The sequence below is a fragment of the Siansivirga zeaxanthinifaciens CC-SAMT-1 genome (assembly GCF_000941055.1).
Taxonomy (GTDB): Bacteria; Bacteroidota; Bacteroidia; order Flavobacteriales; family Flavobacteriaceae; genus Siansivirga; species Siansivirga zeaxanthinifaciens.
Window position 1 is genome coordinate 362026 of record NZ_CP007202.1, and the last position, 18382, is coordinate 380407.

The following is an 18382-nucleotide window of genomic DNA, read 5'->3' on the forward strand; positions in this document are numbered from 1 at the left end:
ATTTGGGTTGGTTATTGGTCTAATAAGTAAGCAAAAACAAGTGGTGCTACAATAGTTGCATCACTTTCAATTATATATTTAGGAGTATCTATATCTAGTTTACCCCAGGTAATTTTTTCGTTAGGCACGGCGCCAGAATAAGAGCCGTAACTTGTAGTTGAGTCGCTAATTTGACAAAAATAGCTCCAAAACGGTATATCGTGCATTTCCATATCTTGATACAACATAGGCACTACGCAAATTGGGAAATCGCCAGCAATACCGCCTCCTATTTGGAAAAAGCCTACACCTTTACCAGCTGAGTTTTTAGGATACCAGTCTGCTAACCACATCATGTATTCGATACCACTTTTTGTTGTTGAAGCTTTAAATTCGCCTTTTATACAGTAGGATGCAAAAATATTACCCATGGTACTGTCTTCCCAACCTGGAACTACAATTGGTAGGTTTTTTTCGGCAGCAGCAATCATCCATGAATCTTTAGGATCTATTTCATAGTACTGCTCTAAAACTCCAGAGTTTAGCATTTGATACATAAACTCATGCGGGAAATAACGTTCTCCCGATTTATCTGCTTTATTCCAGATATCATACAAATGCGATTGTAAACGTCTGAATGCTTCTTCCTCTGGAATACAAGTATCGGTAACACGGTTGTAATGATTTTCTAATAAATCCCATTCTTCTTGCGGTGATAAATCGCGGTAATTAGGGACTCTCTTATAAGAATTATGCGCTACTAAATTCATAATATCCTCTTCAAGGTTTGCACCAGTACATGAAATAATATGAATTTTATCTTGACGAATCATTTCTGCTAAAGATTTGCCTAATTCGGCAGTACTCATAGCTCCAGCTAGGGTAACCATCATTTTTCCGCCTTCGAGCAAATGAGTTTCATACCCTTTAGCTGCATCAACTAAAGCTGCTGCGTTAAAGTGTAAATAGTTTTTTTCAATAAATTGAGAAATAGGGCCTTTAGTACTCATCGTCTTCGTTAAATTTTGTTGCGTTATTTTTTTGTTTTGCATTTTCGTAGGTATTGTCATAATCGTCACCTACTTCTTGGTCCATAAATTTATAACTTAACATTTTATAATACAATTTTGCTGCAAGAAAATCTGAAGATTTTTGATTGGCATTTGGGCAAAGCTCAACCATATCAAAACCTACAACATTTTTCTCTGCAAATACTTGTTTAAGAAACTCTAAAGTTTCGTACCAAAACAAACCTCCTGGTAATGGAGCTGCTGTGTTTGGAAATATAGAAATATCTAGAGCGTTTAAATTAAAATTGATAAACACATTATCTGTCATTTGATCTATAGCTGCATCACTCCAACTATCATCCAGAGCCATTTCATGAGCAAAAAATGTTTTTTCAACATCTAAAATGGTTTTCTCTTTAGCGCTCATAGAACGTACACCAACCTGAATTAAATTGGTATTCTGACTAGCTTCATGCAGTGCACAAGCATAGTTTAATGTACTGCCTTTGTAGCTTTTACGCACATTGGCGTGTGCTCCAATATTTAATACTGTTAAACTAGGGTACATTTCATTGAAAGCACGAATGGTTCCAATTGAAACTGTATGCTCACTACCAAAAACAGTTACAAATTTATTTTTTTTAATGTGGGTTTTTGTGGCTTGATGCACTGCATCAACCATAGCTTCGGCAGAGTTATATTCTAATTCATCAACTAAATATACTCCTTGCTTATAAACTTCGGTATCAGTTTCGATATCGTAAAGTTCCATTTTTCTTGAAGCCTTAAGAAAAGCTTCTGGACCGTTAACACTGCCCTTTTGCGCTACACTTTCGCTGTCGTAAGACACCGGAATTAAAACTATTTTGGCACTTTCTAATTTCCCAAACTCTTCCGGGATATTAGCATATGTCTTAGTCTGCATAACCTAAAATTTTAAGTAAGTCTTCACTTTTTTGTTGTTCACTAAATAGTTTAGTTGTTATGTTGCCATCGGCATCTCTATCAATTAAAATATGTTTTGGCGATGGAATTAAACAGTGTTGTAAGCCTCCAAAACCACCAATGGTCTCTTGATACGCACCCGTATTAAAAAACCCTATGTATAAAGGCTTTTCTTTATTATATTTTGGTAAGTAAATAGCATTCATATGCTGTTCACTGTTGTAATAATCGTCACTATCGCAGGTTAATCCACCTAGTAAAACACGTTCGTAACTTTCATTCCATCTATTTACCGGCAGCATTACAAAACGTTTGTTAATAGCCCAAGTATCTGGCAAAGTTGTAATGAATGATGAGTTAATCATATTCCATTTTTCACGGTCGTTTTGTTGTTTTTGGTATAATACCTCGTAAATAGCACCGCCACTTTCGCCTACTGTAAAACCACCAAACTCGGTAAAAATATTGGGAACAGCCACTTCTTCCTCTTCACAAACTAATTTAATCTGGTTAACAATTTCACTAACCATATATTCATAGTCAAAATCGAAAGCTAAAGAGTTTTTTATAGGAAATCCGCCGCCAATATTTAAACTATCTAAACTAGGGCAAATACGTTTTAAACTAGTATATACTTTTAAACATTTAGTAAGTTCGTTCCAATAATAAGCATTGTCGCGAATACCTGTATTTATAAAGAAGTGAAGCATTTTAAGCTTAACCTTTTTATTTTCTTTAATCTGGCTTCTGTAAAAAGGCAGAATGTTTTTATAACCAATACCTAATCGTGAAGTATAAAACTCAAATTTTGGTTCTTCTTCGGATGCAATACGAATTCCAATGTTAAATTTGCCTTTAATTTCTTGAGAAAGCAAATCGATTTCTTCATAATTGTCAATAATTGGAATGCAATTTTTATGACCGTTATTAATTAATCTTCCAATATTTTTAATGTATTGATCTCTTTTAAAACCATTACTAATAACGAAGGTTTTGTCTGTTATTTTACCTTCGGCTTTTAAACTTTCAACAATATCAATATCAAACGCTGAAGAGGTTTCTATATGAATATCATTTTTTAAAGCTTCATCTAGCACATGTTTAAAATGCGAGCTTTTTGTACAGTAACAATAATTGTATTTCCCTTTGTATTTATTGGCTTTTATAGCTTTTTCAAACCAACCTTTTGCACGATTGATGTTGTTAGAAATTTGAGGAAGATAGGTAAATTTTAAAGGCGCTCCATACTCTTCTACCAATCCCATAAGGTCAATACCATGAAATTCTAAGTATTTATCATTTAAAGTAAATTCTTCCTGTGGAAAATAAAAAGACTGATTAATTAAATCAATGTATTTCGTATTCATTATTTATTTTTTGATGCAATAGTTGAAATTATTTTTTTTAAAGTTAAGAAACCTGTGTCTCTAATCAAATTATAATCTCTACTAATCAAATTTGGATTTGACTTTGTGTAGTAGGTACAAAGCCATAAATATGCTGACTAGCAGCAATGTTGTAAGCAGAAGTAAGCTTTAAAATTCGGTTACTTTTTCTATAAGCTGCTCTTGAAAATAACTTCCAATTTTCCAAAAGCCCGAACACAAAAACACGTTTCAATTTGTTCAGCATATTACGTTACAAATGAAATATAAAAATTTTAATTTTATCCTTTTTTGAATTTTTTTTTTGAATTTTTTTTTAAGCCTAAAATGAGGGCTATTTATTACCCACAAAACGAGGCTGACAGTGGTTTTTAATCTGTTTTATTTATGAATAAAACAGATGTTTTTTCAATTACTAAAACCCGCTAAAACTAAAAAAAGCTACAATAAAAACCAGGTTATTTGGTCGTATTATAGCTCATTAAATTTTGAAACCTAGTAATTACAGCATTTTAAGCGTATTTAACTCTTGCTCTGTTAGGTGTTTCCAGCTACCACGCGGAATATCTTTTTTTGTTAAATGCCCAATGGCAACGCAATCTAAGTTTACTATTTCGTATTTTAAATAATCAAAAATAGTTCGCACTAAGGTGTTACCCGTATTTTTAATTTTTAAACCAATTTCTTTTTTTGAAGCGCCATCGATATAACTTATTTCTTCAACCGAAAATAATTTTCCTTCAATTTTAAATCCTTCTTGTATTTTCTTTAAATCTTCTAACTTTAAATTCTTATCAAGTTCAATATGAAATAATCTAGGCACACCATGTTTAGAATTGGTGAATTTTTTCGCTATCTCTTCATCGTTAGTAAATAACAGTAAGCCCTTAGAATTTCTACCCAGACGACCAATAGGTTTAATTCTTGAAGATGTTGCATTAGCCACCAAATCCATTACGGTTCTTCCTTTACCTTCGCTGGTGGTTGTTGCAAACCCTTTTGGTTTATTTAATAAAACGTATGCTTTTTTCTCTGGGTTGATGCGTGAACCATCGTAACGAACTTCGTCTCCAATTTTAACTTTATAACCCATTTCGGTAATAACTTTACCGTTAACGGTAACCAGACCTGTTGCAATATGCACATCGGCCTCACGACGTGAGCACAAGCCAGAATTAGCCACGTATTTGTTTAATCTAATTTCATCTGGATTGGATGATTTCTGAGTAGTTACTGCTTTTTTAATAGGCGCATTTCCTCTTGCAAAACTTTTAGTTTTGGAATTATTGCTTCTGCTATAATTTTTACCACCATCGTTTTGCTGCCCTCTTCCTGAAGGTTTCCCTTTTCCACTGGTTCCCTGATTTCTACTCATTACTTTATTTTTTTGCAAAGATATATTATAAATTACTATTAATAGGTTTTATAATTAACTAAAACAACCTGTTAATAAAGACATTCACGTCTATTAATAAAATACAAAATACACCAGCCACAATAATAAATTTCAAAATATTATGAAGTATGATGTAATGGAGTTTGGTTTCCGATTTATATAACACGAACAAAAACAATAAAAGCAAGACTATACACAAATAAAAATACCAATACATATAGCCAATTTCATAGTATGTTAGCAATAAATAAATAGGTATTAATGCTAAAATAGATAATAAAACAAGCATTTTTTTCGATAGACTTTCTCCGTAAACCACAGGAATGGTGTGATAATTTTGCACCAAATCGCCTCGTAAATTCTCCAAATCTTTTGTTAGTTCTCGCATGCTTATTATTAAAAACAAAAATATAGCATGCACAAAAATGACCTGTTCAAAGTTTTTGAAATATAAAAATATAGCAAAAAATGGGGTAATTGTTAATACAGCCGATGTGAGATTACCTATAAACGGTAGCTTTTTTAACTTATGCGAATAAAACCAAATACCAAAAATATATACAGAAAAAAACAGCACCGCCTTAAATGATACGTAACTCGCCATGATTGCTGCCAAAAAATTAAGCACAAAATAGAAAGACAATTTTGTATTCTGACTTATTAACTTATCTAACCGCGATTTAATGGGACGATTGATTAAGTCTTTCTCCGAATCATAAAAATTATTAATAATGTAACCTCCCGCAATAGTAGCTGCCGAAGCCAGAACAAGCATTAATAAATTAGGGTCTAAAACAACCTCCCGCAATGGAAGCTTATGAGCAAGTATAAAAATAGAAGTTAAATATTGAGCTATGATTATAACTAAAATATTATAACCACGCACCACAGAAAACATACTAAAAAACTTAAGTAAAATATGTTTTTGCTTTCTGGATAACATAAAACTACGATTTAGTGTGTACTAAAAAAACCTCCAAAGTTTGGAGATTTAGAAACTGTAAACTACCTCTAGTTTATAATCTTTAAGCGATTTTTTAACCTTTTCGATATCTTCGGTAAAGCCTAAAATATAGCCTCCGCCACCAGATCCACATAATTTCAAATAGTATTCGTTAGTTTCAATACCTTTTTTCCAAAGTTCATGAAACTGTTGTGGTATCATAGGTTTAAAGTTATTTAGGACCACTTTAGACAAACGCTTTGTGTTTTTAAATAACGATTTGATATCGCCCTTTAAAAAATCTTCCACACAAGCATCGGTGTGTTTTATAAATTGGTCTTTAAGCATATTACGAAAGCCTTCCTGCTTCATGTTTTCCATGAACAAGCTAACCATAGGAGCCGTTTCGCCAATAATACCACTATCAATTAAAAACACAGCGCCTTTACCATCTGCTTTTTGAGATGGAATACCGGTGGCTTCAATATTATCTTTAGAATTTATAAGAATAGGAATGCTTAAATAACTATTTAAAGGGTCTAAACCTGAAGATTTTCCGTGGAAAAAAGATTCCATTTCAGAAAAAATTGTTTTTAGAGTTAACAATTTATCTCTTGTTAAATTCTCTAAAACGGTAATTTTATTTTGAGCATATTTATCGTAAATCGCAGCAACTAAAGCACCGCTACTTCCAACACCATAACCTTGTGGTATCGAAGAATCGAAGTACATACCCGCTTCGATATCGCTGTTTAATGCCTCTAAATCGAAAACCACTAAATCTGGATTAATATCGGCCAAATACGTAGCAAATCTTTTTAAACTTTCATTTGATTTTATAGCTGCTTCCGAAGGATTTTCACTTCTTTTTAAAGCACCGTTATAAAAATTATAAGGTATCGATAAACCTTTGGAATCTTTGATGATTCCATATTCTCCAAAGAGTAATATTTTTGAATAAAATAGTGGTCCTTTCATATTTAGAATGAAAAATTAATAATTTAAAATGAAAAATTATTCTTTGGCTGACTTAACAATACTAACTAATAATTTTATCATCTCTTCAGATTTAGACTTATAATTATCAAAAGTTTTTTTATCTATAAATTTTGTTTCAAAAAGAAGATCTAACCAATAAATTGTTTCATTTGCTTCTTTTAAACTAATAGACATTTTGTTAATAAAATCAAGCTTACTTTGTGCAAATTCAGCTTCCCTAATATTAGCTCCAATCGATGTCACTGATTTTAATAACTGCTTGGACATGACATACTCTTTTTGATTGTAAGCCAATTCTCTATATAAATTTACAATTTATACAGCAAATTTAAAGCTTTTTTCTTTAACAATATTTTGTTTCATTAATAACTAAATTTAAAAACATTTTTAATTATTAATTATTCATTTTTAATTGATTTGCTCCAAAACCAATTTCGTCGCAAATATAATGACCATTCTGACAATACGCAACTAACTCATTTTTAATAAATTCCAAAATTTCAGCACTTTCATTTTTAGGATACAGCACGTGTACATTGGCACCTGCATCTAAAGTAAAACCTACATGTAAACCCGTCGATTCTCTAAACTGCCATATTTTATTAATAATTTCGAGTGTATTTGGTTTCATTAAAATGAAATAAGGCATACTTGTCATCATCATGGCATGTAATGTTAAGGCCTCACTTTCAATTAATGCAATAAACTTATTTAAGTCGCCCGATTGTAAAATAGGTTTTAATACTTCAAAATTATCATGGGCTTGCTTAAAACGATTTTGTGCAAAAGGATGCCCATGCATTAAATTATGTCCAACCGTACTACTAACCTGCTTTTCGCCTTTGTCGACTAACAAAATAGTGTCTTGATACGCTTTAAAATTATCGTGAACTTCATGTGGATATTTCACGCCATACAAATCGCTAGCCTCTGCCACTGTTTTATTAGCACCCCAAACAATTAGATCGCCTTCAATGCTTCTACAGGCACTTCCCGAACCTAAACGCGCTAAAAACGAGGCTTTTTTCGTGAAATAATCATTGTTAAAAGACCTTTTGGCTGCGCTCAAGGTTACATCAACTAACTCCTTTTCAATACTCATTAAACACAATGCCAAAGCACTCATACCACTTGCCGATGAAGCAATACCAGAACTATGAGGAAAGGTATTTTTCGTATCTATTTTAAAATAATAATCTTTTAAAAATGGTAAATACGCTTCAATGCGCTTAAAAAATATTTCAATTTTAGATTTGAAACTATCCTTTTTTTCTCCATCTAAAAACACATCAAACTCAAATTTTGAGGTATCTTCTTTTTTTGAATATGTTAAGGTTGTAATGGTTTTACAATTGTTAAGCGTAAAACTGATGGATGGATTTTCTGGAATTTGATCTTTCTTTTTACCCCAATACTTAATTAAAGCAATATTACTGGGCGATTCCCAGCTAACACTTCCGTTTTCAATAATTTTTGAAAAGGGTTTAGAAATAAATTGTTTTTCGGTCATTGTTATTTTAAATCTGCTTGCAAAGATAGTAGTTTATAGTTTTTTGGATGGCAATTATTTAGGGTTTAGTTTGAAACGGCCTTAGCCACAATAAACGCCCCTGTCCATGCATTTTGAAAGTTGAAACCTCCTGTAATGGCATCAATATTTAAAACTTCACCTGCAAAAAATAAGTTTTCATGAAGCTTACTTTCAAAGGTTTTAAAATTAATTTCTTTTAGATCGATACCTCCTGCAGTTACAAATTCATCTTTAAACGTGCTTTTTCCAGTAACATGAAACACGGCTTGAGTAAGTTGCCCGGCTAAAGTTTCTAACTGCTGTTTATTCATATCTGCCCAACGCGTATCTTCGGTCATAAAAGAAGCCAATACCAACTTATGCCACAAGCGTTTTGGCAAATCGAATTGCGTAGATTTAAAAACGGTTTTCTTAGCTAACTCGTGTTTTAAAACCTTTAAAACATCTAAACAATCGTCAAACGTATGTTTAATAAAATTAATCTCTATTTGAAAATTATAGTTTCGTTTTGCCAATTCTAGAGCGCCATAAGCCGATAATTTTAAAATCGCGGGCGCACTCATACCAACATGCGTAATTAACAAGGGGCCTTCGCTATACAAATCGGTTTCCAGAACTTTAATTTCTACTTGTTGCGCAACAACGCCCGGAATATCTTTGATACGCTCGTCTTTTATATCGAATGTAAACAAAGACGGAACGGGCTGAATAACCGTATGATTTAAGCCTTCTAAAAGTTTCCACATTTTCGGACTACTACCTGTCGCGACAACTAATTTATCTGCAACAAAATCGCCTTGAGTTGTTTCAACCACCCACAAATTTTCAGCTTTTTTTATCGCATTCACACCATGATTATACAAAATCTCTACCTGATGCTTTTCGGCTTCATTTAAAAAACAATCGACAATGGTTTGAGACGAATTGCTCAAAGGAAACATACGTCCGTCTTCTTCAATTTTAAGTTCTACGCCTCTGCTTTCAAACCACTCGATGGTATCGCCGGTCATGAACTGATGAAATGGCCCTAACAATTCCTTTTCGCCTCGCGGATAATTTTTAATTAACTCCTTAGGTATAAATTCTGCATGGGTTACGTTGCATCGCCCACCACCAGAAATTTTAACCTTCTGCAAACCTTCTTTGGCTTTTTCTAAAATGGCAACTTTCAACCCTGGATTTTGCTCTGCTATATTAATAGCAGCGAAAAAACCTGCGGCACCACCACCAACAATTAGCACATCTTTTTTTATCATAATCTATCTGGGTAATCTGATATAATAGCATCGACACCATAGGCCTTCACTCGTTCTATGGTTTCACTGTCGTTTACTGTCCATGTATTCACTTTATACCCTTTTTTTTGAGCTGTTTTAACGTTTTCTGAAGTTAACAAAGCTACATTAGGATGAATGGCCGAAGCCTTTATAGTTTCAGCAAATTCGATAGCCTCGGCAACACTGGCTTTAGTTAAAACCCCCAAAGGTATTTTTTTATCGCATGCAAAAACAGCTTCCAACTCGTGATGCTGAAAACTGGATACTAAAAACTGACTGTAAGACCAGCCTTTTTCTTTAATATAATAATGAATGGTTTCACAAGTTTTTAAAGCCGTGTTTTTTCCTTTTAACTCAATATTTATAATGTATTTCGCATCTAACAAATCTAAAACCTCATTTAACGTAGGGATTTCAAACTCATGTTTTACACGTAATTTTTTTAATTCTGAAAGCGTATATTTTGAAATTTCACCAGTTCCGTTGGTTATTCTATCTAAAGTAAAATCATGAAAAACCACCAACTCACCTGAAGCACACACATGCACATCGACCTCAACACCATCCACATGATAACTTAAAGCCTTTTTTATCGATTCTAAAGTATTTTCGGCAACATACGCCATAGCGCCTCGATGTCCCATTTTAAGTATTTTAGTTTTCATACTACTTTTTTGGTCGCATTAAACCTTCTTGGGCTACCGATGCGATTAGTTTGCCATCGCGGGTAAAAATATTACCTCGTGCAAAACCTCGTGCGCCTGTGGCATTGGGAGACTCGATAGAAAACAACAACCAATCGTTAAAATCGAAATCTCTGAAAAACCACATGGAATGATCTAAACTGGCCGTTTGTGTATTGCCCCAATTGGCTTTACTTGCATGCGGATTTAAAGCAGACACCAAAATATTATAGTCGGATATATAAGTTAAAATTTGTTGCTTGGTTGCTAAACTTAAATTTTCAATATCGCCTCTTAATTTAAACCACACATCGCTTACTGGTGGTAAATCTTTTGGTTCTAAAGGATTGGCAACAGTAACAGGTTTAAAATCTATAGGACGGTCAATTTCAAAAAAAGCTTTAAGCTTTCGCGGTAAAAAATCTTCAAATTGTCTTAATATATCGGTCCAGCTTAACAATTCTTCTGGTTGTTTTAAATTCGTTTTCATTTTAATTTGATGATCGTAACCTTCTTCTTCCTTATGAAATGAGGCCGATAAAATAAAAATAACCGTTCCATTCTGACTGGCAGTTACGCGCCTTACCGAAAAACTTCCGCCATCACGTAACACACTTACATTGTAAATAATTGGAATATCTAATTGTCCGGCTTCTAAAAAATAAGCATGCAGCGAATGCAAAATACGTCCGTTATGAATGGTTCTAGAAGCCGCATTAATTGCTTGCGCCAAAACCTGACCTCCAAAAACATAAGCATTACCAATAGTTTTACTAAAACCTTTAAACTCGTTTTCATTAATATTATCTAAAATTAAAAGGTCTAATAAATCGTTTACAGAAGTCATTTTTTATACTTTTTACTATGAAAGTATAAAGCTATTAAATTCAAAAATAGCTTGCCATATATTTTATAAATAGTTTAAGATTTAAAATTTTAAAGTGTTTTATAATGTCTGTATCTTGATTAAAATTTAATTCAATGCCTCTTAAAATTAAAAAACTTGCAGTTTTATCGCTTATATTCTTTTCATGCAACACCGGAAAACTAAAAGTTGTTGCCGATATTTCCAACGGTCTTAAAGAAGTTTCGACGGCTGAAATTATACCAAATTCTAAGTTGCTTTGGGTAATTGAAGATGCTGGAAATCAAAACAATTTGTATGGGTTGAATAAAGATGGTGGTATTGTAAAAAATATTGATATTAGTAATGTAATAAACGAAGATTGGGAAGATTTAACATCGGACGCGATGGGAAATATTTACATTGGCGACTTTGGAAACAACAATGAAAAACGAAAAAAGTTTAGCATTTATAAAGTAAAAAATCCAGCTCATATTAAAGACCATACTACGGCCGATATTATTAATTTCAAGCTGCCAGACGATGTAAAATCGAAAGACTTTGAAGCATTTTTTCTGCTGGATGGTTATTTTTATATTTTTTCTAAAGAAACAAAATCCTGCTATTTAATTAAAGTACCCAACCAAATTGGCTACCATGTTGCCGAATTGGTAACCGATTTTAATTTAGATGGCAAACACAACAAAATTACATCGGCCGATATTAGCGCCGATGGCAAAACGGTTGTTTTACTTAACCATGATAAACTCTGGAAACTTTCAAATTTTGAGCCCGATGCTTTTTTTAAAGGAACGGTTGAAGCACTTAAATTCGATCACGATTCTCAAAAAGAAGGGATTTGCTTTAAAAACAACAAAACCGTTTTAATAACCGATGAAAAAAACGGAACCGAAGGCAATAACGTTTATAGTTTCGATTTATAAATTAAAAATTTAATCCGAAGCCAAACGAGAAGCGCCAACCTTCTACACTGTTAAACAAGTTAAAAGTACCCGATAAGCTATCGGCGGCTGTTACCCAAAAACCGCCACCGTAATCGTTGTGCCATTTATTAGAAAAATCGCCCGCATACCAAACTCTACCAACATCTGCGCCACCAAAAACTCCAATTTGAAGTGGCAAAATATTCGTTTTAAACGACGGAAAACTATAACGCACATCGGCACTACCTGTTAAAGCATTTCTACCTGTAAAGCGCTGGGTTCTGTAACCTCTTAAACCATTATCGCCACCAATATTTGCCGCTTGATAAAAAATTAAATCGTCGCCAAAACGCAACTGACTGCGCACATCGGTTTTTAATACCAGCTTTCTGTTTTTTGATAAACTATTATAAAACCCAAAGTTAGAATTTATATAGGCATAAGTGTTTTTTGTGTCTTTAAATTCGGTTTTTCCTCCTACATGAAACTGAAAAACCATACCTCGACTTGGCGTTAACTTATCGTCGAAACTCTCGTAATTGTATTGTGCTTCTAAACCACCAAAAAAACGTCTTTTATAAAATTCTTCATTAATAACCGGAGCAAATTCTGAAATAAAACGCCCATCGGTTTTCTGGATTTCTATACCTTCAAAAATGGTTCTAACGCCATAATCGCTACCAAAATTTCCTTTTTTAACCATACCAATATTCACCTCAAAAATCCCAGTTTTTACACGATTATAGTCTAAATCTAAAACATCATCTTTATTTACAGTTTCATTACCGTAACCAAAAAAGTTATTTGTAAAATTTTCTGAAGTGAATTTTGCAACAACATCTAAATTCCAGTCTTGATATATATTAGCAAATTCGCCATTGTAACTAAAAGCAAAACCACTGGTAGCGAAAAAATATCCGCCTTTAAATCGGTGTTGATGCGAAAACGGATTGCGTTGAAAACCCTTTACCGTTTTAACAAAGGAAGCACCTACTTGAACACCATCGTCTGGATTAAACCCAATGCTTGGTGTCATGGTATTGTTTTTTGTGATGTTCTTTTGAAAATCGAAAAGATTTAAATTATAAACATCGGTTAATTTTATTTGAGCACCATGATTTTCTTGAATTGTATTCTTTTTAGATTTATGATCGTAAACCTTAATGCGTCTACCATTTTTAATTATGTAGGTGTCGTTTTCTTGTCCGCCAATTAATCGGGTGTAAATTAAATTATTTGCTTTTCCCGTAACTTCAAAAACATCTTTATCATCTAAACCATAAATCCAAATTTCTTTAGTAACATCGCGATTAAAAGTTTTATCGACTAAAACTTCCCCTTTTTCACCATCTTTAATTCGTGATATTTTAACATGGGTTTCCTTATCGCCCGTTCTTGTTACTTCTACATAATCATCTTTATCGGTACCAGTTAAAATAACCAAGGCATTTAAATAATTATAATAACGGTTTGCAATATCAACTAAATTAGTTCGGCGGCCTTTTAAATTGGCTTTAATTTCCAGTAGGGTTTTATCCTGAACAGCTTCGGGCACTTTTGTAAAGGCTTTATCTATAACAGCATCTGTAATTTGTTTTTGTAAAAAAACGGCCTGTTCTATCCAATCGTCTTTAGATGATTTTTGAATAAGAACACGGTCTAATTTAATTCCAGCGCTATTCATCCAACCGATATCATTTAGGGTGTCGTCATACACCTGAAGCTGTTTGGTAGAACCGGAAATAATTTTCATAACATCCAGCAAAGCACCGTCGAAATTAGAAAACACCTGGTCGCGGTCGCGAGGTATCGGACTGTAAATTTTATCACCATTTTCAGCATCAAACTGCGCCCAACGCCACTGGTCTTGATGCCTGTCCCAATCGCCAATTAACATATCGAACAATCGAGCTCTTATAAAATCGCCCTCATTAATTTTATATTTTTCGTCTTTACGAACTTTTTCAATAATATCGTGGGTGCTTTCAATATCATCTGGAAATCCAAAATTTCGTTCATCGACATAGTTGTCTTCAGGACGCTCTTCAATCATGTATAATTCACCGCCATATTCATCATTAAACTTACCCAAAGCTTTGTGTTTAGGAATAAAATATAACTTAGGATTGGTATGAAAAATTTTAGCAGCATTCGATAAATCGGGCACTACGGCAAACGCATACGGGTGAGCCGCGGTGTAGAAATCGAGAATAAGGCCTTCGACCGCTGTTTTTTCAAATTCATTTTGAATGTAAGTATCTTTAAACAAAACAGCCTGTAAATATTGTGTGGCACTTTTACGAAGTGCTCGCATATTTAACTCTCTGCCATCTTTGGTTTTTAAACGCAAAGACCTTGTTTGGTGTCCTCCCCCTTTTCTAACAACTTCCAAACCGCCATACAAAGTATCTAACGTTGCAACTGGCGCTTTTACTTTGGTACTATACACATCGCGATAATGATTCCCCCAAACCGATTCGAAAAAATCTGTTTTATTGGTTTCTTCTTTTGAATAAATTGAAACTTCTACCGCTGGCGGAAAAGTATCGGGTAAGGTAGAAACATCAAACGTTTGTTTTACGGGGATTATTTCTTTCTGAAACAACAAGGTAGGTTTGGCCTGTTTAGCTCCAAAAATTTTAACCCAACTGCTCCCATCTTTAAACACAACTAATTCTGAAAACCCCTGATTACCATAGGCAAACAACCCATTTTTACCAAGGCTCACGGCCGATGTTTTAGACCCAGCTCCTGAAACTATTTGCTTGATTGTTTTGTTTTCAATGTATTGTAAATTGTGTTCGTGCCCCGAAACAAAAACCACATTACCAGCATCTAAACTAATTGTTTCCAAACGACTCATTAACTCGTTGTAACGTTCGTTGTATCTGTCTTGAATAGACACGCCTCCTTGAGTTCTAACTTGCGCCAATAACGATGCTAATCCGGGAAGGGGTATCTTACTTTGGGTTGGGTACAAATGCTTTTTTGCGTCGTAATATCCACCATGAATACCGTTTGTATACATGGGGTGATGCATGGCAAAAATCACCGTTTTATTCTGTGCTTTCTTTAACTCGCCCTCTACTTCCAGAAACATACGTTCTCTGGTTTTTATTTCGCAATCGTCGTTTATTGTTGGATTGTGATTCCAGTTTTCTAGATACCACTGGGTATCTATTATAATTAACTGAATGCTTTCGCTAACAACGACACTTTTTAACGGACAGCCATCTTCTGGGAGAAACGTGTTTTTCCCTAAAGCATCTTCGATATACTTTTCCTGGCGTTTTAACCCTTTTAATCCTTTCGAATACCAATCGTGATTACCCGGAATAAAAATAGTTTTGCCTTTAAATTCGTCTACCGAGGTTATTTGCGCATTTAATCCGTTTTCTGCTTTGGTTCGACCTTTTGCGTCTTTATCTGGCATTCCAGACGGATAAATATTATCTCCTAGAAACAGCGCATAATCGTCTTTTGTATTTTTGTTAGATATATAGGTTTTAAAAGCTTTTAATCCATCCGATAATTCCCCGTTTACAGACAATCCACCATCGCCAATTAAATAGAAAACCCTATCAATTTCTTTATCTGGAAATTGATTTTGTTTGAGGTCTTCGCTTGCATATTGCGCTTTATAACTGGCGCAAGCGTTAATAATTAAAACGATGAAAAAAGATGAAATAAATTTAAAAGTGTAACGCATTCAATAATTGTAGAATTTTTATAAAGATACAAAGGAAATTTTAAGAGCTGCAAGATAACATCGAACAACCCACCTTATTCCGGGCCCATTCTGGTCGTTTAGCAAACCATTTTTCGTTTTCTGGCTGTTCGGAATACGGTTGTTTTAAAAGCTGAAAAAGTTCATCAATTAAACTATAATTTCCTTTATCGGCTTCATCTATAGCTAATTGAGCCATATAATTTCGAAGCACATATTTGGGGTTAACCAAATTCATATGTTTTTTTCTTTCAGAATTTGAAAGCGTTTCCAATTCTAATCTGGAGGCATATCGTGCAAACCAATCGTTCCATTTTTGTTTTATGTCTTCTGAAACTGTTTCCATATTATAAAAAGCATCCTTAATAATATTAAATCCAGCTGATGCATCCTCTTTTTCAAATTTGGCCAAATTTCTAAAGAAAATAGTCATATCGGTTTCTGCTAAAAGCAAACAATCTTCTAATTGTTGAATTAAAGAAGCATCAAAAACGTCATCCATCTGCAAACCTAACTTATTGCGCATCATGGTTAAAGATTCGGTTTCAAAGTTTACTTTAAATGCATCCAGAATCGCTTCTAAAGGTTCTACTTCTTCTATTAATGGATACAGGGCATTGGCTAATTTGTACAAATTCCAAAGACCAATGTTAGGCTGATTGCCATATCTGTAACGCTTGTGTTGTCTGTCGGTTGTATTAGGCGTCCAGCCATAATCGAAACCTTCTAACCAGCCATAAGGTCCATAATCGATGGTTAAACCTAAAATAGACATGTTATCGGTATTCATAACACCATGAACAAAACCTACGCGTTGCCAATGAATAATCATCCTTAAAGTACGCTGTGTAACCTCATTAAAAAACTTTAAATAGGTGTCTTTTGAAGGTTGCCCTAAATGAGGAAAATGATGTTTTATAGTAAAATCGACCAACGTTTTAAGCAAGCTTACATCTTGTCGGGCAGCAAAAATCTCATAATTACCAAAGCGCAAAAATGAAGGAGACACGCGACAAACCAAAGCGCCTTTTTCGTAAGCTGGATTACCGTTGTACATGACATCGCGCAACACCATATCGCCCGTTAAAGCTAACGATAAGGCTCTGGTAGTTGGCACGCCTAAATGATGCATTGCCTCGCTACATAAATATTCTCTTATAGAAGATCGCAACACAGCAAGACCATCGGCCGTACGAGAATAAGGTGTTTCTCCAGCACCTTTTAATTGTAACACCCATTGGTTGTTGTTGTGATTAACTTCAAATAAATTAATAGCACGACCATCCCCTAATTGCCCTGCCCAATTACCAAATTGATGTCCACCATAACACATAGCATAAGGCTTGGTGCCCGGATAAACCGTATTGCCAGTAAAAACATTTAGAAACGATTCACTTTTAGAATCTGCTTCTGAAAGCCCAAACTGTTCTAACATTTCGGGAGACACATGAAGCATTTCTGGATAGGCGGTTTGCTTTGGCGTAACAAAAGAAAAACAGGCATGTTCTACCTGTCTTCTTGAATTATCTGTAACAGCATCTGCTGGAAGTTCTTTATTAAATATGTCGTTTACTTGTAACTTCATTATTTTAATTTATCGGCATGTAGTTGCCTTAATTTAGATAGTTTCGGCGAAATTACAAAACTACAATACCCTGCTGTTGCATTGTTTTTATAATAGTTTTGATGATAATCTTCGGCTTCATAAAAAATCTTTAACGGACTTATTTCGGTTACAATAGGATTATCAAAATAATGCGCCATGTCTTCAACCACGCTCTCGGCTATTAGTTTCTGATTGTCGTTTAAATAAAAAATAACAGACCGGTATTGTGTACCAACATCGGCACCTTGTCGGTTTAACGTTGTTGGGTCGTGTGTGGTTAAAAATATAACCAGTATATCGGTATAAGAAATTGTATTAGCATCAAAGGTGATTTGTACCACTTCGGCATGTCCTGTTAAGCCCGAACAAATTTCTCGGTATGTTGGTTTTCCCGGCGCATTTCCTCCCGAATAGCCAGATACCACTTTTTCAACACCTTTAATTTCCTGAAAAACGGCTTCTGTACACCAAAAACAGCCACCACCAAAAACAGCGGTTTGTAAATTTTTAGTTTTCATTTATAGCCTCCTTATCTAAAACCATTGACGCTGAATTTATACAATAACGCAGCCCGCTAGGCTCGGGCCCATCGGGAAACACATGGCCTAAATGCGCATCGCAGGTATTACACATAACCTCAACACGCACCATTCCAAACGAAACGTCTTTTTCGTATTTAATAGCGTTCTCTTTTATGGGTTGTGTAAAACTTGGCCAACCCGTTCCTGAACTAAATTTTATGGTAGAATCGAACAACGGTGTTCCGCAACAAACACAGTTATATTTACCAGCATCATAAACACTACAAAGTGCTCCAGTTCCTGGCGCTTCGGTGCCTTTTCTACGTGTAATTCTGTACTGCTCTGTTGTTAAAATTTCTTTCCACTCTGCATCCGTTTTATCGACACGACTCTCTGGCTCCGGATTTCCGTTAACGGCAAAAGCCATGACATTTTTCCATGTAAGCATATTGTTTTCTTTTTTGTTTTAATTAGCAATTTTTATTTATTGTAGCTCTAAAATAGTCGATATTTAAGGCATTTCCTTATTTTTAATAAAAATTAACACTTCCCGAGCTTCTTATATTTTTTTAGTAATTTGTAATCTTGTATT

The 18382-nt window shown here is 34.2% G+C and carries 16 protein-coding genes; 1 reads left to right on the plus strand and 15 read right to left on the minus strand.

Annotated elements, in window-relative coordinates:
* Positions 1–11: 11 nt before the first annotated feature.
* The 11 genes from AW14_RS01725 to AW14_RS01780 form a co-directional block, all read right to left on the minus strand.
* Positions 12–989, minus strand: a complete 978-nt coding sequence (locus tag AW14_RS01725; protein ID WP_044637239.1) for a deoxyhypusine synthase family protein — start codon at positions 987–989, stop codon at positions 12–14.
* Entirely contained in the window at positions 979–1914 is a 936-nt protein-coding gene (gene speB, locus AW14_RS01730) for an agmatinase (protein WP_044637240.1), read from the minus strand. Before speB ends, AW14_RS01725 begins: the two co-directional genes overlap by 11 nt.
* Positions 1904–3301 carry an arginine decarboxylase gene (locus AW14_RS01735; protein WP_044637241.1) on the minus strand — a complete coding sequence of 466 codons (1398 nt, stop codon included), beginning with the start codon at positions 3299–3301 and terminating at the stop codon, positions 1904–1906. The genes speB and AW14_RS01735 overlap by 11 nt, the downstream gene beginning before the upstream one ends.
* Before the next feature lie 520 nt (positions 3302–3821).
* Positions 3822–4694, minus strand: a complete 873-nt coding sequence (locus tag AW14_RS01745) for a pseudouridine synthase (RefSeq protein ID WP_044637243.1) — start codon at positions 4692–4694, stop codon at positions 3822–3824.
* Between the two features lie 58 nt (positions 4695–4752).
* Positions 4753–5658: a geranylgeranylglycerol-phosphate geranylgeranyltransferase gene (locus tag AW14_RS01750; RefSeq protein WP_044637244.1), complete on the minus strand. Its 906-nt coding sequence runs from the start codon at positions 5656–5658 to the stop codon at positions 4753–4755.
* 48 nt (positions 5659–5706) lie between these two features.
* Complete coding sequence (locus AW14_RS01755; RefSeq protein ID WP_044637245.1) at positions 5707–6636, minus strand: mevalonate kinase family protein; 930 nt, start codon at positions 6634–6636, stop codon at positions 5707–5709.
* 36 nt (positions 6637–6672) lie between these two features.
* Positions 6673–6972, minus strand: a complete 300-nt coding sequence (locus tag AW14_RS01760; RefSeq protein ID WP_245617638.1) for a four helix bundle protein — start codon at positions 6970–6972, stop codon at positions 6673–6675.
* 79 nt (positions 6973–7051) lie between these two features.
* Positions 7052–8167, minus strand: a complete 1116-nt coding sequence (locus tag AW14_RS01765) for a diphosphomevalonate/mevalonate 3,5-bisphosphate decarboxylase family protein (RefSeq protein ID WP_044637246.1) — start codon at positions 8165–8167, stop codon at positions 7052–7054.
* A 65-nt stretch (positions 8168–8232) separates the two neighbouring features.
* On the minus strand, positions 8233–9444 hold the full coding sequence (locus AW14_RS01770) for a BaiN/RdsA family NAD(P)/FAD-dependent oxidoreductase (protein ID WP_044637247.1): 1212 nt from the start codon (positions 9442–9444) through the stop codon (positions 8233–8235).
* Positions 9441–10130: a glycerophosphodiester phosphodiesterase gene (locus tag AW14_RS01775; protein WP_044637248.1), complete on the minus strand. Its 690-nt coding sequence runs from the start codon at positions 10128–10130 to the stop codon at positions 9441–9443. The genes AW14_RS01770 and AW14_RS01775 overlap by 4 nt, the downstream gene beginning before the upstream one ends.
* A gap of 1 nt (position 10131) precedes the next feature.
* Positions 10132–10995, minus strand: coding sequence for an acyl-CoA thioesterase (locus AW14_RS01780; protein WP_044637249.1), 864 nt, complete (start codon positions 10993–10995; stop codon positions 10132–10134).
* A gap of 134 nt (positions 10996–11129) precedes the next feature.
* Between AW14_RS01780 and AW14_RS01785 the strand changes: the two genes are divergently transcribed.
* Complete coding sequence (locus tag AW14_RS01785) at positions 11130–11936, plus strand: hypothetical protein (RefSeq protein WP_044637250.1); 807 nt, start codon at positions 11130–11132, stop codon at positions 11934–11936.
* A gap of 1 nt (position 11937) precedes the next feature.
* Here AW14_RS01785 and AW14_RS01790 read toward each other — a convergent pair whose 3' ends face one another.
* From AW14_RS01790 to msrB, 4 genes are read right to left on the minus strand one after another with little or no spacing between them, the layout of a single operon-like run.
* Positions 11938–15645: a metallophosphoesterase gene (locus AW14_RS01790; RefSeq protein ID WP_044637251.1), complete on the minus strand. Its 3708-nt coding sequence runs from the start codon at positions 15643–15645 to the stop codon at positions 11938–11940.
* A 40-nt stretch (positions 15646–15685) separates the two neighbouring features.
* Positions 15686–17248: a protein adenylyltransferase SelO gene (locus tag AW14_RS01795; RefSeq protein WP_044637252.1), complete on the minus strand. Its 1563-nt coding sequence runs from the start codon at positions 17246–17248 to the stop codon at positions 15686–15688.
* Positions 17248–17787 carry a peptide-methionine (S)-S-oxide reductase MsrA gene (gene msrA, locus AW14_RS01800; RefSeq protein ID WP_044637253.1) on the minus strand — a complete coding sequence of 180 codons (540 nt, stop codon included), beginning with the start codon at positions 17785–17787 and terminating at the stop codon, positions 17248–17250. Before msrA ends, AW14_RS01795 begins: the two co-directional genes overlap by 1 nt.
* Positions 17777–18238 (minus strand): peptide-methionine (R)-S-oxide reductase MsrB, encoded by a 462-nt coding sequence (gene msrB / locus AW14_RS01805; RefSeq protein ID WP_044637254.1) that lies wholly within the window; start codon positions 18236–18238, stop codon positions 17777–17779. The genes msrA and msrB overlap by 11 nt, the downstream gene beginning before the upstream one ends.
* Positions 18239–18382 lie beyond the last annotated feature (144 nt).